This window comes from Cycloclasticus pugetii PS-1 (genome assembly GCF_000384415.1).
Taxonomy (GTDB): Bacteria; Pseudomonadota; Gammaproteobacteria; order Methylococcales; family Cycloclasticaceae; genus Cycloclasticus; species Cycloclasticus pugetii.
This window is the reverse complement of record NZ_ARVU01000001.1, coordinates 341,025-353,911: the sequence shown is the minus strand read 5'-3', so window position 1 is coordinate 353,911 and position 12,887 is coordinate 341,025. Positions and strand designations below refer to the sequence as shown.

16 protein-coding genes are annotated in these 12,887 nt (G+C 41.2%); 15 read left to right on the top strand and 1 reads right to left on the bottom strand.

What is annotated here, in order from left to right:
• Positions 1-10 precede the first annotated feature (10 nt).
• The 11 genes from CYCPU_RS0101760 to CYCPU_RS0101710 all read left to right on the top strand — a co-directional run bounded on the left by CYCPU_RS0101760 (position 11) and on the right by CYCPU_RS0101710 (position 9,700).
• Positions 11-661 carry a MotA/TolQ/ExbB proton channel family protein gene (locus CYCPU_RS0101760; protein WP_020161757.1) on the top strand — a complete coding sequence of 217 codons (651 nt, stop codon included), beginning with the start codon at positions 11-13 and terminating at the stop codon, positions 659-661.
• The gene (locus tag CYCPU_RS0101755; RefSeq protein WP_016390954.1) at positions 661-1,074 is read left to right on the top strand and encodes an ExbD/TolR family protein; all 414 of its coding nucleotides are present in this window, start codon (positions 661-663) and stop codon (positions 1,072-1,074) included. The genes CYCPU_RS0101760 and CYCPU_RS0101755 overlap by 1 nt, the downstream gene beginning before the upstream one ends.
• Entirely contained in the window at positions 1,067-1,480 is a 414-nt protein-coding gene (locus tag CYCPU_RS0101750) for an ExbD/TolR family protein (RefSeq protein WP_020161756.1), read from the top strand. Before CYCPU_RS0101755 ends, CYCPU_RS0101750 begins: the two co-directional genes overlap by 8 nt.
• Entirely contained in the window at positions 1,481-2,305 is an 825-nt protein-coding gene (locus tag CYCPU_RS0101745) for an energy transducer TonB (RefSeq protein WP_020161755.1), read from the top strand. It abuts the gene before it with no gap.
• A gap of 10 nt (positions 2,306-2,315) precedes the next feature.
• The gene (locus CYCPU_RS0101740; RefSeq protein ID WP_020161754.1) at positions 2,316-4,670 is read left to right on the top strand and encodes a TonB-dependent receptor; all 2,355 of its coding nucleotides are present in this window, start codon (positions 2,316-2,318) and stop codon (positions 4,668-4,670) included.
• Between the two features lie 94 nt (positions 4,671-4,764).
• Positions 4,765-5,886, top strand: coding sequence for an alpha-hydroxy acid oxidase (locus CYCPU_RS0101735; RefSeq protein ID WP_020161753.1), 1,122 nt, complete (start codon positions 4,765-4,767; stop codon positions 5,884-5,886).
• Between the two features lie 20 nt (positions 5,887-5,906).
• Positions 5,907-6,587, top strand: a complete 681-nt coding sequence (locus tag CYCPU_RS0101730) for a Fe2+-dependent dioxygenase (RefSeq protein WP_020161752.1) — start codon at positions 5,907-5,909, stop codon at positions 6,585-6,587.
• Positions 6,588-6,896: 309 nt separating this feature from the next.
• Positions 6,897-7,295, top strand: a complete 399-nt coding sequence (locus CYCPU_RS0101725; RefSeq protein ID WP_020161751.1) for a hypothetical protein — start codon at positions 6,897-6,899, stop codon at positions 7,293-7,295.
• Positions 7,296-7,378: 83 nt separating this feature from the next.
• On the top strand, positions 7,379-8,191 hold the full coding sequence (locus tag CYCPU_RS11655) for a potassium channel family protein (protein ID WP_020161750.1): 813 nt from the start codon (positions 7,379-7,381) through the stop codon (positions 8,189-8,191).
• Complete coding sequence (locus CYCPU_RS0101715) at positions 8,192-9,043, top strand: nucleotidyltransferase domain-containing protein (protein ID WP_020161749.1); 852 nt, start codon at positions 8,192-8,194, stop codon at positions 9,041-9,043.
• 24 nt (positions 9,044-9,067) lie between these two features.
• A complete protein-coding gene (locus CYCPU_RS0101710) occupies positions 9,068-9,700 on the top strand; it encodes a DUF1294 domain-containing protein (RefSeq protein ID WP_020161748.1) in 633 nt (210 codons plus the stop codon).
• A gap of 100 nt (positions 9,701-9,800) precedes the next feature.
• Here the strand turns inward: CYCPU_RS0101710 and CYCPU_RS12200 are convergent, their stop codons facing one another.
• Complete coding sequence (locus CYCPU_RS12200; RefSeq protein WP_020161747.1) at positions 9,801-10,079, bottom strand: hypothetical protein; 279 nt, start codon at positions 10,077-10,079, stop codon at positions 9,801-9,803.
• Positions 10,080-10,214: 135 nt separating this feature from the next.
• On the opposite strand from CYCPU_RS12200, the gene CYCPU_RS0101700 reads away from it, so the two are divergent.
• From CYCPU_RS0101700 to CYCPU_RS0101685, 4 genes are all read left to right on the top strand, one after another.
• Positions 10,215-10,511 (top strand): 4a-hydroxytetrahydrobiopterin dehydratase, encoded by a 297-nt coding sequence (locus CYCPU_RS0101700; RefSeq protein WP_015005152.1) that lies wholly within the window; start codon positions 10,215-10,217, stop codon positions 10,509-10,511.
• A 68-nt stretch (positions 10,512-10,579) separates the two neighbouring features.
• Entirely contained in the window at positions 10,580-10,975 is a 396-nt protein-coding gene (locus CYCPU_RS0101695; protein ID WP_020161746.1) for a VOC family protein, read from the top strand.
• Between the two features lie 106 nt (positions 10,976-11,081).
• Positions 11,082-12,386 (top strand): DUF2130 domain-containing protein, encoded by a 1,305-nt coding sequence (locus CYCPU_RS0101690; protein ID WP_020161745.1) that lies wholly within the window; start codon positions 11,082-11,084, stop codon positions 12,384-12,386.
• Between the two features lie 102 nt (positions 12,387-12,488).
• Complete coding sequence (locus CYCPU_RS0101685) at positions 12,489-12,830, top strand: DUF4405 domain-containing protein (RefSeq protein WP_015005149.1); 342 nt, start codon at positions 12,489-12,491, stop codon at positions 12,828-12,830.
• Positions 12,831-12,887 lie beyond the last annotated feature (57 nt).

The window sequence follows — 12,887 nt, the reverse complement described above, 5'->3', positions numbered from 1 at the left end:
AGGTGTTTTCATGTCTCATTTATTAATAACTAGCGGTCCCGTTGTTTGGTTACTTATTGTCTTTTCTGTTGTCTCGCTAACGGTCACCCTGTTAAAAATTTGGCAGTTTTGGCAATTGAGGGATACTTCAAAATCTTCTATTGGAGAAGCGTTTTCAAACTTTAAGCAAAATAAAGTTGCCCAAGCGATTGTGCTGGTTAATGGCCAGCGTCATTTAAGGTCAACACTGATCGCCCAAGCACTTCAATTATTAGATAGCGGCGTCCTGTCTACAGAAGAAGCAAAAAACGAAATTTTAAGAAAGGCTCGCTTTGCACTAGCCGACCTTGCTAAGTACCTACGAATTCTAGAGGTCATTGCCTCACTGGCTCCCTTATTAGGGCTGCTAGGCACTGTTTTAGGCATGGTTGAAGCATTTAAAGCAATGGAAGCGGCGGGAAGCCAAGTTAACCCAGCCATCCTTTCTGGCGGCATCTGGATGGCTCTAATGACCACCGCAATGGGTGTTGCCGTTGCTATTCCAACTTCAATTATTCATAGCTGGTTTGAGCGCAAAATTGAAGTTCAGGCGATACTCATTCAGGATGATTTGGATAGGGTTTTTACAATCCAAGCCGAAAGAAAATCGGTTAAACCTTTACGTGAAGTGGCCCAAGCTTAATGAACCCCTTATTAATTAACCCGCGGCCAAAGAAACAGGTCAGTTTGACAGCGCTAGTTGATGTGGTTTTCATTTTATTGTTTTTCTTTATGTTGACTTCATCCTTTAGCAAAAATAATGGTTTTGATTTGCAGTCGCCCGTAGCAAGTCACGAGACTACGTTGGAAAAGCCTCAATTAATTGAGCTGCATGAAGATGGTTCACTGACATTACTTGGTAAAGAATCAACGTTCAAGCTAACAGATTCTACCCTCTTAGAATCACTCAATATTCACAAACCAACGGTCATCTTACCTAACGCCAAAACACAGGTTCAATCAATAGTTTCGGCAATGGAGCGACTCAATAGACTGGGCTTCCAGACATTATCCCTCGGTCAGTCACTTAAGCAAACGGCAAATAAAAATGGTTAACCAGCGCCTAATATCAGCTAAAAGTAGCCAACAGGGTGATAGCAATATGATCCCTATGATCAATATTGTTTTTCTACTGCTCGTGTTTTTTATGATTGCAGGGCATATGCGGGATATCCAAGACCAAGGTATTGAATTGCCTGTTTCAGAAAACGGTGCTCAAGCTGTCGAGAAAACGGTGACTCTACAGCTCACTGATAAAAATGAGCTTTACCTTAATGGCGTTAAAACCTCTCTTGAAAAGCTAGACCTAGATTTAGACTCTCTCATAGAGGCCAATACGCTGTTAGCGCTTGAAGCTGATAGACGTGTTCAAGCCGTTGACCTTGATAAAACACTTAGCATTTTGCGCAAAAAAGGTATTTTTAAAATAACCCTTTATGCGCAAGCTTCTTCGGCCAAATAAATGCGTATTTCAGAATGGTCTTTAGCCTTTTTTGTTTCCATTGCCCTGCATCTAGCGGCGGCAACTGGCTATATGTTAAGCCCTGCCCCAAAACCAAGTGGAGCTAGCGATTTAGGCGAAAACGGCATTCAAATTGGCTTGGGCATGCAAGGCTCTTATATAGATCAAGTTGAAAAGGAAAAAAAGCAAAAACTCGAGAAAAAAACTAAGCCAGAAAAAAAAGTTATAAGCAAACCGGTCACTAAAGCACCAAAAAAAACCAATAAGCCGGTTAAAAAACCGGCGCCTACTGTGGCTGCCGTAACCACAAAAAAACCAACAAAGGATGCCGTATTAGTACAGCACTCTGAACAAAAAAAGCCAGCCCAGCTGAAACAGACAGCAGAACCAGAAGACCCTGAAGTAACAGAAAAACCAGAAGTACCAGAAGAACAAACCAGCAATAGCAAGGAGCAATCAAAGTCTGAAGCACTGGTTCGTGCAAGCGGAAAAGGGGCAGAAGCAAACTCAGGGAACCGCTTAGGTAAAAAGGATTATTTCTCAAGCTTAATCGCTTGGCTAAACCAATATAAAAATTACCCTGCCGCCTTAAAAAAGAAAAAACAAGAAGGCGTCGTCACGCTGAAATTCACTATAAATAAAAAAGGTCAGCTGTTATCCGCTAGTGTTCACAAAAGCTCTGGTTACCCCTTACTGGATAAAGCAGCCCTAGACATCCTAGACAAGGCAAGCCCAATGCCCGCCATCCCAAATTCAATACCACGTGATCAATTAACCCTGATCATTCCCCTTGAATATTCACTTATTACCAACTCAACTTATTAAGGAGCAAATAATGACAGCCCCCGCAAGCAGTAGATCGGCCAAACTCAAAGTGCGAAATAAAACGGCATTTCCATCTCGCAAAACAGCGCTAGCAATTTGTGTACAAACGGTACTGCTAGGTGCCACAGCAAACAACGCCATTGCACAAGAAAGCGATGCTATTGTTTTAGATGCATTACAAATTGAAGAGCGAACAATTGATACCAACCCTTACACAGAAAAATCTGCACCGTATAAAGCAAAAATTTCAGCCGATAGTCGGCATGTAAAAGAGTTGGCCGATACGCCTCAAACAATCAGCGTGATTACACAAACAGCCATTCAAGACTCGGGGAAAACAGGTTTACGGGATATTTTAGCTGCCCAGCCCGGTATTACCTTAGGAACTGGTGAAAATGGCAATGCCTTTGGTGACCGTTATATTATTCGAGGACATGAAGCGCGTAGTGATGTTTTTGTGGATGGTTTACGTGACCCAGGAATGACAACTCGTGAAAGCTTTGCCTTAGAACAAGTTGAAATTACCAAAGGACCCAGCTCCACCTTTGCAGGCCGAGGCTCAACAGGCGGCGCCATTAATGGGGTAACCAAACAGGCCAGCACAGAGTACGACTTCAATAAAATATCAGCTGGTTTAGGGACAGACAATTTTGGAGAGCTGACCTTAGATAGCAACCATAAAATTAATGATGATACGGCAGTAAGGCTTAACCTATTATATAGCGAAAAAGATGTTCCAGATCGCGACCCTGCAGACCAAGAGCGCACAGGTCTTGCCTTATCCGGTAGCCACCAGGCCACTGATAAATTAAAACTGACGGCTGATTATTACTACTTAAATGCAGAAGACTCACCCGACCTAGGTAGTTACCACATTACCGACTCTAAAGTGGCCAATAACATTCCATCGTACGTACAAGACGAAGACTTTCTAGAATCAACCGTTAACGTGGGAACCTTCCGTCTTAATTATGAAATTAACGATGCCTTAAGAATAGAAAACTCAACCCGTTACGGCACGACCGAAAATGGTTATGTAACAACAGGCGCTTTTGGCGCAACCAGGGATATTAGTGACCCCGTTGCCCCGGGCGCAGCCACCATTACTATTGAAAGCAGAGCGCACCAAGGTTGGCAAGATGTCACCTATTTTGCAAACCAATTTAACCTGTTTGTGGATAGGGAACTGGCGGGCAATAAGCATCAATTTGTTTTTGGTGCGGAATACTCTGATATTGGCGTCATTAATGGAACTTATAACGTTACTAATAATGGCGCAACCAATTGTATCGTCGCAAGCCAAGGAGGCGGTTCTCCAAATTATTGCATCTTGGACGGTAATGGCAAAGAGATCAATAACCTTAATGGCTTACTGGAGCGTGACATCAACAAAGCAGCTAAAGACTCCGATTACTCCATAAAAACCATATCATTATCGGCAATGGATACCATTACTTTTAATGATCATTGGTCGCTGTTTTTAGGTATACGAGCCGACCGCTTTGATTACGATAACTCGGTACTGAGCTATGGCGCGACTGTTCCAACTAAATTCTCTTATTCCGATACCCTGTGGAATGGACATATTGGCACTGTTTACAATATCAATAAGCAAGGCAATGTTTACCTAACCTATAGTACCTCTAGCAATATTAACGGTGGCGAATCTGATCTAGGCGGTAATTGTGGTTATGGCGGGCTTTGCGGAAGTGACAACCTGCAAGTTGAAAACAGCAAACCAGAAAAAACAAAAAGTGTTGAACTGGGCACAAAATGGAACGTTTTAAATAACAAGCTCTTGTTAACTGCCGCTATTTTCCGAACTGTAAAAGATGATGTAATGGAAAGTGTTGGCGACGCATACTCATCTATAGGCACCTTAAACACGGGTAAAAACCAAGTGGAAGGCATTGAAGTTTCAGCCGTAGGTAATATTACCAAAGCATTAAGTGTGCAGTTTGGCGCAACAATGATGGAGTCTGAAATTTTAAAATCTTCGGCCATAGGCCGAGGCGGCGACCTTGTCGATTATAAGAACAAGCCCTTGAGTAACTTTGCAGATGATAGCGTTTACTTGCAGTTGCGTTACCAAGCAACACCTAAGTTTGCCTTTGGTAGTATTGCAACGTATTCCAGCAATATGTTTGTTGGGCAACCCGATAGCCCAGCTGATGATTATGAAATACCGAGCTATACTGTGTATGACATTTTTGCCAGTTATGACATTAACAAAAAACTTAAAGCGAGCTTGAACGTAAGCAATATTACAGACGAAGACTACTATTTAGCCGGTTATCGAAATGGTGGCTTTACCTATATTGGCGATGCTCGTAATGCCCAACTCACCTTAGCGTATGAGTTTTAGACATAACAATTAAAGCGTAATAATTTGGTTACTGGGGCCTAAGGCAACTTAGGCCCCAAGTATTATATTTTGACTACCAACGGCTAGGCGCCCCATGAAAGAAAAACCAACCCGACAAGAAAAACTGACACAAATACCGCCTGATATTGCAGCCGTTAATGATTATGAAAAGCTAGCAAAGCACTTTATATCTCACCCACATTTTGAATATATTGCCGGTGGGTCGGCTAACGAAATTACCTTAAAAAACAATCAAAAAGCGTTTGACGATATCGGCCTTTACAGTCGAGTGTTACAAGATGTATCTAAAGGTTCAACCGAATTAACGCTATTTGGCGAGCAGTATCGCCACCCTATTTTCTTAGCGCCGGTTGCTCATCAACAATTAGCTCACCCAGATGGAGAACTTGCCAGCGCAGCTGCTGCCGAGGCAATGGAAGCCGGTTTTATAGCCAGCACGCTTTCATCTACCACACTAGAGCAAATTGCCAACACAACGCATTATAGAAAGTGGTTTCAACTGTATTTTCAAGACACTAAAGCGTTCACCCTCTCGCTAATTAAGCGAGCAGAAAAAGCCGGCTATAGCGCCCTTGTTGTTACCCTTGATGTGCCGATCAATGGCTTAAGAAACCGCGCACAACGGGCAAATTTCACGTTGCCGCAAGAGGTCCGTGAAGCAAACCTTGAGGGCAAACCCTCCCCTACGCAACGACAATTAAACCGCACACAAAGTATTATTTTCCAAGGCATAATGAAAGATGCACCTACTTGGCAAGACTTACAGTGGTTACAACAACAAACCGACCTACCCATTATTATCAAAGGTATTTTGCACCCGGCTGATGCAGCCCGTGTAAAAGAAATGGGATTTGCAGGGCTTGTTGTTTCTAATCATGGCGGCAGAGCGCTTGATGGTGTCCCCGCCAGCATCACCGCCCTACCCTCTATTCGCCACCGTGTTGGCGCAGAGTTTCCTATTTTGCTAGACAGTGGTGTGCGCCGTGGAGCAGATATTTTTAAAGCCATTGCATACGGCGCAAATGCCGTACTGATTGGTCGCCCACAAATGTATGCCTTAGCGGTTGCTGGGGCCTTAGGGGTTGCCCATATGTTGCGCTTGTTAAGAGAAGAACTAGAAGTAACAATGGCCTTAACTGGCTGCTCAACCCTGCAAGAAATTAATACAGAGTGCACCTTTACCCAGCCTCAATAACGTTTACAACATACAGTTTTATGCTACTTCCAATCAATAATGTACTAGATAAAAAAACCGTTGAACAGTTTCGCACAGCCCTAGATAAAACAACCTGGGAAGATGGCAAAATAACCGCCGGAGGTCAAGCAAAACAAGTTAAGGTTAACCAGCAAATTCAAGATCAGTCAGACCTTGCTATTGAATTAGGCAACCATATTTTAAAAGTCTTAGGGCGACACCCGCAGTTTTTATCCGCCGCGTTACCCAAAAAAATCTTCCCACCCAAATTTAATCGTTATAACAATGCCGACCATTATGGGCCCCATGTTGATAACGCCATTATGCACCTGCCCGACCACCAAATAATGCGCACAGACCTTTCTTGCACCTTATTCCTATCTGATCCCAAAGAGTACGACGGGGGTGAACTGGTTATTGAAACAACTTATGGCGCTCAACAAGTAAAACTAGCCGCTGGAGATTTAATTTTATACCCATCAACTAGCTTACATCAGGTTCTAAAGGTTACTAAAGGAGCGAGAGTCTGTTCCTTTTTTTGGTTAGAAAGCATGGTACGCGACAATCAGCAGCGAGAAATGCTGTACACCCTCGACCAAAGCATTCAAACACTAACCATAGAAAGAGGAGCCGACGACAACGAAGTACGCCACTTAACCGGCATCTATCACAACCTTATCCGCCTATGGGCAAGCAGCTAGCCTTCATTAGCGACAAAACGGTCACCTGTACTTGTATAAATACTTCATCATTTAAAATTAAATGCTTAGTACGCAAGCTAAATAAACCCCAACTGATCTTCATTCAACGGCCTAAAAACTACGTAGCCTTAGGCGATAAAAATAGTTGTGTTATATTCAGCTAAAACAACTCGCTATATTACTAGCTAACAACCTATTTACGTTTAGCTGCTAATATAAAAATACATGGAAGTATTAGCCACTTATGTCTACTTGATACGTAGAACTTTGCTTCCGCTTATTAACAGTGTTAAGTAACAAGGAAGAGGTATGACTAAGAATGTAACAGACAGAGTTATTCTCAAAGAGGTGTACAAAATATACTATTCAGATTTTTGTAACTTTGACAAAGAGAAACCATCTCGTGATACAAAAATATATGTGCCGATTGACTGCGAGTTGATTGCGAGAAATTTAAATTTAGACCCAGAAATTGTCTTTGGCCGTCTTTACTATCACCTAAACCAAAAACATGGGTACAAACAAGAGGATGGGACTCTGATTGCTTTATTTGCGAAACAAATAGGTTCTGATCGCCATGTCGTACAATTCCCTCTACTATCAGCAGTATTGGCAGAACATGAACAGTCTTATTTACGCTTTACCATTCCCCTTTTTTTGTCAATTATTGCGTTAAGTTTTTCAATTGCTGCATATTTTAATACTTAACAAAAATATCAAGCACGACGCGCAAAAGGCGCACGAGTCTTATATAAACGTTAAGCTGAATAAATTACAAGGATCTAATCACCGTGACTGGGTTGCCGAAAATTAACAAAAAGATAACTAAGAAAGTCGATATTCTAGACATCGCAAAAGATTCGAAAATTGAGTTGCACTATATCGTATTTAAAAAAGAGGTCGAAGGACCGAAGCAACGCATATATAAGGTCTGTTTTGATCGATGCCTATTTTCTGCAAAAGAGATAAAAGATATTATTTTTTTAGACTGCACCTTTAGTGAATGTCAGTTCAATGGCGCAAGAATAATTAACTGTGAGTTTCATCAATGCAAGTTTAAAGAGTGTGTCTTCTATAAGGCAGAGATTGAAGGTACATATATAGACCCATCCTCCTTTGCGTATAAATCCGAATGGCATAAAAAATGGGCGAATGTTAATGCCTGGTGGTTTCAAGCCTTATTTCAGAATTCTAAAAAGATGCATCAAGAAGGCTTTGCGATGATAGCCGATAAGCGTTTTCAATTTTACCGAAGGTACGATTATCTATTCGGCAAAAAGAAGCACCCATTCAAGTATTTATCGGGATTAATTTACGACATTGCTTTGGGGTATGGCTACGGTATTTGGAACGTAATCGTGGTTACAAGTGCCTTGATTTCCCTTTTTGCATTCCTGATGGTTTCTCAAACCAGCATGAATGCTAATGCCGGATTACTTGAGTCAATATATTTTTCTGTCGTTTCTTTCACAACAGTCGGATATGGAGAAATCACACCCGCAAAAAATACCCCTGCCTTGATTATTACAACGGCCTTTCTGTTTTTATCAGTCATTTGGGGGTCAATCGTGACAGCAGTCATTGTTAAGCGCTTGGTTAAATAGATGTCATATTTAGTGCTAAGGTGTGGGTCCCAAGCAAGAGGTGATGCGAATCCCAATAGTGATCACGATTTTGTTTGTTTGCACGATGAAAACCAAACGCCGATTAAGCTGATAAAGGAACGCTATCAACAGATTACCTTTTTATCTATTGATGCAATTGGCCGAATGAAAGACAAGGGGGCGCTTTTTATAACGCATCTAGATACTGATGGAGTGATTGTCGAAGGCGAAGAAAAGCTAATCGACTTAATACGAGGCTATAGGCCAAGCGTAATATCCTTGAAAAAGACTCTTAAAGAAACCAAAATGTTTGCAAAGTCTATTGAGTGGCTGCCTTGCTCAAGCGAAGGAAAATTTTGGTTCTATGACGTAATATATGTGGCTTTACGAAACATTTTGTACTGTGAAAACGCCATGCGGTCCTCATATTGCTTCGGCTATACCGATGCCGCCTTGGCTTTCGGCATGAGTAATCGAGAAGTGGATATTATGCTACAAATCAGAAGTGGAAAATATATGTATCGGAGAGAAGAATACTCTGACGAAGTTAGTTTATCAGGGAGTATAGATAGCGTGTTCGAGTTAGTTAATAATATCATTGGACAAAACTTGAGTTTCCAGATTGGAGGTCTGACCGATTGGCATGGTAAATGGAGCTACAATTACTGGGATGAGCGGATTGTAGAACGAGCAATAATCAACGACGAAATACCCGATGATGGGTTTAGAAAAATGCTTAAAGATCATAATTACAATAGAAGAGTATTGGTTGATGAGCTGAAAGACCGAATAAAAACGGCCCAACAAGCACCTCCAGCGGGCGCGACAAAGACGCACGACACTGAGGCGTAACGTTAGCCAAATTAAAGCAAGAACATGAAATTTCAAGGTAAAGTTTTAAACTGGAATGATGAGAAGGGTTTTGGTTTTGTCGAGCCAAATGGTGGAGGAAAGCGCGCTTTCGTGCATATTAAAGCCTTTAAACCTCGCTCACGTCGGCCTGTTAATGGCGAAATTATTGTGTATGAATTAGTTCAGGACAATAATAACCGTTATAAAGCTGAAAATATTCAATTTGCTCGTGATGCTAGACACTTAAAAAAAAGAAGCCAAGCAAAAAAAGGCAGTCACTTGGGTGAGATCTTTATAGCGCTTTTTTGCGCTGTGCTATTAACCTCAACTTATTTTGGCAAGCTACCCCTAATTATCACCGGCATATATATTGTCATGAGCCTTATTACTTTTGCCACATATGCAATTGATAAATCTGCAGCTCAAAACAATCGTTGGAGAATAAAAGAAAACACGCTGCATCTGCTTTCACTAATTGGAGGCTGGCCGGGTGCTTTTTTTGCTCAAAAGAAATTGCGCCACAAGTCGAGCAAAAAAGAGTTTAAACGTGTTTATTGGGTCACTATTATTTTGAATTTAAGTGGTTTGTTTTGGATCCACACGGAGAAAGGAATAAACGTCATCAACAATGTAATTTACCCACTATTTAATGGCTAATGTGCAAGCAAAGCAAAATATTCTAGAGAAATATAGAAAATAAAGCGCTCAAGCATTTCAAAATAGGCGCACGCCGTATAGGCTGGCTATAGGTTTATAATTACAGTCCGTAGTTTAATTTCAACAAAGAGTGAATAACCCATATGAATGAAAGTAGCCATAATTTATCAACCCCATCTGTAGCGCCAAAAGAGTCTAGCTGCAATGACACCAGTTGCTGCCCGCCACCACAAACACCAATAACCAGAGCAACACCAAAAATTGGCCGTAATGACCCTTGCATTTGCGGTAATGGCCGTAAATATAAGAAGTGTTGCGGTAAAAACGCATAAATCATTTTAATTTTTGTTACACCAAACAGCACAACAAGGCACAACATAATCGCGGGATAAAAAGCTTAGGTTTCAATATGTTGGAAGCATTGATGTGCTGCTTATTTTTTAACACCGAAAAATAGGCATCCATTCCCCACTAACCAAAACCGATTGATAACTTAAGAGGCGTAGTGATTACCATGAAAAAACTAATCTCATTAACGGAAGCCGAATCTCGTTTGAAAAATGGCGAAATAAAAGGCTGGGGTTTAAAAGAAGGCAAACTTTACCGAGAGTGTACGTTTCCTAATTTCGCACTGGCTTTTGGTTTTATGGCCTCTGCCGCAATAACAGCTGAAGCGATGAACCACCACCCTGAATGGTTTAACGTTTATAACAAAGTTAATATCAGCCTAACGACCCATGATGTGGGCGGTTTAAGCGAACTGGATTTTGAGCTAGCGGGAAAGATGAATAAACTACTCACTAATCTATAAAAAAACACTCCAAATTGTTCTTGAAGCAGGCGGTAAACAAAAACCTAAATAAATAGGGAAAATACACGGTGAAAGAAATTACCCGAATTAATCATATTGGGTTACGAGTTAAAAACCTGAATGCCTCTAGACAGTTCTACCAGCAACTGGGGTTTGAATTTATCGCTGGCCCTATCGGGCCGGAACCTGTTGCCATTATGGAGCACCCATCTGGTATTAATATAAACTTTATTCTCAACGCAGATTCTGATTGCACAGAAAATGTACTGATGGATATTGCCGCAAAAAATACGGGTTACACTCATGTAGCCTTACAGGTAACGAATATCGAATCTGCACGAAAGACTATAAAAGCACTGGGTATTACCATTACTGAAGAGGTTGAGTTTGAAGGCGCACAGTTCTTTTTTATTAGAGACCCTGATAAAAATGTTATTGAGTTTCATCAACCGCCAAACCGTTAGTAAATCGCTATTTTGAACAATTATCAGCTGGGCTAAAACCAGCTTCAAATGCGACAGAACAATACAGTAGCGACCAACAAAACACACCAACAAAGGAAGAAATACCATGCAAGATATACATTGCCCTGAATGTAAAAAAGCATTCAAGATTGATGAAGCTGGGTACGCGGATATCGTGAAGCAGGTTCGTGATAGCGAATTTACACAGCAGCTAAATGAGCGCTTAGACATTGCTGAAAAAGAAAAAATTAATGCCGTCGAGCTGGCTAAACAACAAGCAACGAACGATGCGCAAAAAAATTCAGCTGCCAAAGATGCAGAAATACAAGACCTGAAAGCAAGGTTAGAGGCGGGTGATACGTCAAAGCAGCTGGCTGTTTCTGAGGCGGTTAAAGCAGTAGAAAAAGAACGCGATGATTTAGCCAATAAATTAAGGCAAGCCGAGCTAGAAAAAAAAGCCGCGTCTGAGCTGGCAGCGGCAAATCACTCCAATCAGCTACAAAAAACATCTGCGGAGAAAGACAAAGAGATTCAACACCTTAAAGCCGTACTTAACGCGAAAGAAAGTGAAAAAACCATGTCAGAAATATCCTTAAAGGATAAATACGAAACACGTATTAATGACCTTGAGGACACGATTGAACGCCTTAAAGACATGAAAGCACGCCTGTCTACCAAAATGGTTGGCGAAACGCTTGAACAACATTGTGAAACAGAGTTTAACCGTATCCGACCGACTGCTTTCCCAAAATCTTATTTTGAAAAAGACAATGATGCTCGCACTGGCAGCAAAGGTGACTACATTTTCCGCGATAAAGATGAAAATGACATTGAGACTGTCTCCATCATGTTTGAGATGAAGAATGAAAGTGACGAAACGGCAACTAAGAAAAAGAACGAAGATTTTCTCAAAGAACTCGATAAAGACAGACATGAAAAAAACTGTGAGTACGCTGTTCTTGTGTCGCTTTTAGAACCCGATAGTGAACTGTATAACTCGGGCATTGTTGATGTCTCACATCGCTACAAAAAAATGTACGTGATTCGGCCACAGTTCTTTATTCCAATAATAACGTTGCTACGCAATGCGGCTCAAAATTCACTGAAATACAAACAAGAACTGGCCATTGTAAAAGCCCAAAATATTGATATTACTCATTTTGAAGAAGAACTTGATGCATTTAAAACAGGCTTTGCGCGAAATTACGATTTAGCATCTAAAAAGTTTAAAACCGCCATTACCGAAATTGATAAAACAATCGACCACCTGCAGAAAACTAAGGATGCCCTTCTTGGCTCAGAAAATAACCTGCGCTTAGCGAATAACAAAGCAGATGACCTAACCGTTAAAAAGTTAACGAAAAAGAACCCCACAATGGCCGCTAAGTTTGAAGCGCTTAGGAAGGATTAACCAACATGGCCCGCATTATATCGTTTCGTTTAGATGCACGCTGTAGTATGGTCAACTCAGTTCAAACGTGCTCAGTCACACACTAAAAATTGGAGAGTTAATATGTTCAGGAAAATTGTCGCCGTAGCCCTTTTTGTCTCGTTTATCGCCATGTCCACCTCGGGGCTTTTGATGTTTGTTATAGAGAAGCCATCTTTCACGATTCAAATGCATCCAGTGCATAAACTGTTTGGCCTAATCATGATACTAGCGGTTCTAGCGCACCTAAGTTTCAATTTTAAATCGATCCTCCATTACATCAAAAATAAATCAGTAGCCGTGTTTGGCGGCCTAATGATTATTTTATTAATCGGGTTATATGGCGTAGTTATTTATAACGAAGTACCACCAGAAATCGCAATACCTATGGACGAGTTGGCCGCCGAAGCTGAGTCACACGAGTGATTAAGTAGCCACACAGGTCGCTGCGCTAACACAGTAATGAAAAAGACCCTGCAAAAA

Excerpts from the sequence above, each read along its gene's own strand:
- CYCPU_RS0101750 (WP_020161756.1), top strand. The coding sequence starts at position 1,067 with ATGGTTAACCAGCGCCTAATATCAGCTAAAAGTAGCCAACAGGGTGAT.
- CYCPU_RS0101745 (WP_020161755.1), top strand. The coding sequence starts at position 1,481 with ATGCGTATTTCAGAATGGTCTTTAGCCTTTTTTGTTTCCATTGCCCTG.
- CYCPU_RS12200 (WP_020161747.1), bottom strand. The coding sequence starts at position 10,079 with ATGTTGTGCCTTGTTGTGCTGTTTGGTGTAACAAAAATTAAAATGATT.
- CYCPU_RS0101755 (WP_016390954.1), top strand. The coding sequence starts at position 661 with ATGAACCCCTTATTAATTAACCCGCGGCCAAAGAAACAGGTCAGTTTG.
- CYCPU_RS0101730 (WP_020161752.1), top strand. The coding sequence starts at position 5,907 with ATGCTACTTCCAATCAATAATGTACTAGATAAAAAAACCGTTGAACAG.
- CYCPU_RS0101760 (WP_020161757.1), top strand. The coding sequence starts at position 11 with ATGTCTCATTTATTAATAACTAGCGGTCCCGTTGTTTGGTTACTTATT.
- CYCPU_RS0101710 (WP_020161748.1), top strand. The coding sequence starts at position 9,068 with ATGAAATTTCAAGGTAAAGTTTTAAACTGGAATGATGAGAAGGGTTTT.
- CYCPU_RS0101700 (WP_015005152.1), top strand. The coding sequence starts at position 10,215 with ATGAAAAAACTAATCTCATTAACGGAAGCCGAATCTCGTTTGAAAAAT.
- CYCPU_RS0101740 (WP_020161754.1), top strand. The coding sequence starts at position 2,316 with ATGACAGCCCCCGCAAGCAGTAGATCGGCCAAACTCAAAGTGCGAAAT.
- CYCPU_RS0101725 (WP_020161751.1), top strand. The coding sequence starts at position 6,897 with ATGACTAAGAATGTAACAGACAGAGTTATTCTCAAAGAGGTGTACAAA.
- CYCPU_RS0101690 (WP_020161745.1), top strand. The coding sequence starts at position 11,082 with ATGCAAGATATACATTGCCCTGAATGTAAAAAAGCATTCAAGATTGAT.
- CYCPU_RS0101735 (WP_020161753.1), top strand. The coding sequence starts at position 4,765 with ATGAAAGAAAAACCAACCCGACAAGAAAAACTGACACAAATACCGCCT.
- CYCPU_RS0101685 (WP_015005149.1), top strand. The coding sequence starts at position 12,489 with ATGTTCAGGAAAATTGTCGCCGTAGCCCTTTTTGTCTCGTTTATCGCC.
- CYCPU_RS0101715 (WP_020161749.1), top strand. The coding sequence starts at position 8,192 with ATGTCATATTTAGTGCTAAGGTGTGGGTCCCAAGCAAGAGGTGATGCG.